Raw genomic sequence first — 1,685 nt, 5'->3', positions numbered from 1 at the left:
GCGAGTTCTACGTGGACGAGGATTCCTGGCAGATCGCCCACAAGGACCAGTACGACGGCCGCGGCGAGCTGTGGCGCGTGCACGAACTGCACACCTTCCAGGACTACGAGCAGGCCATGACGCACTACGCCGCCAACGTGCTCTACGACCTGCAGGCGCGGCGCTACCTCGTGCACCAGCTGACCAACGAGGAGAAGCCGACCCAGTACGGCGTGAAGTACGAGCTCAGCCGCTTCTCGCCGGACTCCCTGCGCCGCGTCAGCAACTGAGGTCGAACTCCCCACCCCGCCCCTCCCCGCTCAGGGGGGAGGGGCGGGGTGGGGGGCGCACCAGTCACGTCCACCGATCTCGTCCGGGAGTTCTCAATGAGTGTGTTGAAGTCCGCCCCGCTGCGGCGGCGGACGGTTCTGGCGCAGCTGGCCGCGGCGGCAGCGCTTCTGCCATCGGCGGCGCGGGCGGGCAGGGACCTGCTCGACACGCCGGCCCTGCCGTCGGCGAAGGCCGCCTCGGCCCTGCTGCTCGGCCTTGCCCGCGCCGGGCAGCGCGTGGTGGCGGTCGGCGAGCGTGGGATCATCGTCTTCTCGGACGACGAGGGCGCCACATGGCGGCAGGCCGCCGTGCCGGTTTCGGTGACGCTGACGGCGGTGCATTTCCCCACGCCGGCCGTCGGCTGGGCGGTCGGCCATGACGGCGTGGTGCTGCACAGCACCGACGGGGGTCTGGGCTGGGCCCGGCGCTTCGACGGCAACGCCGCAAACGCCCTGATGCTCGCCGAGGCTGAGGCGCACCTTGCCGCTTCCCGTGACGAGGCGGCCGAGACCGCCGTCGAGGACGCCAGGGCCGGCGCCGAGTTCGGTCCGTCGCGGCCGCTGCTCGGTGTTTGGTTCCGCGCGCCGGACGAGGGCTTCGTGGTCGGCTCCTACGGGCAGATCTTCCGCACCCGCGACGCAGGACGGACCTGGGCGTCGCTGGGCGTTGCGCTGAACAACCCGGACGGCCTGCACTACAACGCCATCGCCGCCGGGTCCTCCGGCGTGCTGCTGATCGCCGGGGAGGCCGGGCGGGTGTACCGCTCGATGGACGGCGGCGAGCGCTGGGAGACGCTCGACACCGGCGCGCCGTCGCACCTCTACGGCGTGCGGGCGCTTGATGGAGGCGGGCTGCTGGCCTTCGGCTTCGGGGGGAGGATCTTCCGCAGCGACGACGGGTGGACGTGGCGGCCGGTGCCGACGCCGGGCACGCGCACGCTGGTTGGCGCGGCGTCGGTCGACGAGCTGCTGGTGCTGGTGGACGCCGCCGGCGGCAGCGTCGCCAGCACCGACGGCGGCGCCAGCTTCCGCCCGCTGCGCCCGCCGGGCACCACCGCGGTCACCGCGATCCTGCCGGCCGCCGGCAAAAAGCTGATCCATGTCGGCATGGGCGGCGCCCGCGTCGTCCCCCTGGCCGGGTGACCGTCATGAACAAGCAACAAGGAAAGCCCGGCATGGTCCGCGACGTCGATCTCGACCACCACCGCAAGGTGCGGTCCCTGGAGGCGGCGGCGGAACGCTGGCTGTTCGGCAACCGGATTCCGATTCTGGCGGCCTTCGTCCTGATCTCCATCTTCCTCGGCTGGCACGCGGTTCAGCTCCGGCCGATGGCGAGCTTCGAGAAGATGGTGCCGGCCAAGCATCCCTACGTGGCGA

The 1,685-nt window shown here is 71.9% G+C and carries 3 protein-coding genes; all 3 read left to right on the top strand.

Translation table 11 applies throughout. The features are described 5' to 3' along the window. Positions 1-269, top strand: a 269-nt coding sequence (locus TSO221_RS34755; RefSeq protein ID WP_146209021.1) for a DUF1329 domain-containing protein, incomplete at its 5' end; no start/stop codon positions are given. Positions 270-365: 96 nt separating this feature from the next. Continuing rightward, positions 366-1,451 (top strand): YCF48-related protein, encoded by a 1,086-nt coding sequence (locus tag TSO221_RS34750; RefSeq protein WP_109122990.1) that lies wholly within the window; start codon positions 366-368, stop codon positions 1,449-1,451. 5 nt (positions 1,452-1,456) lie between these two features. Then, the coding region (locus TSO221_RS34745; RefSeq protein WP_146209020.1) for a hypothetical protein at positions 1,457-1,685 on the top strand (229 nt) is incomplete at its 3' end.

The organism is Azospirillum sp. TSO22-1 (assembly GCF_003116015.1).
GTDB lineage: Bacteria > Pseudomonadota > Alphaproteobacteria > Azospirillales > Azospirillaceae > Azospirillum.
This window is presented reverse-complemented; position numbering and strand designations above follow the sequence as displayed.

Bases quoted from the DNA above. Each gene is read 5' to 3' on its own strand.
- TSO221_RS34750 (WP_109122990.1), top strand. From the start codon at position 366: ATGAGTGTGTTGAAGTCCGCCCCGCTGCGGCGGCGGACGGTTCTGGCG.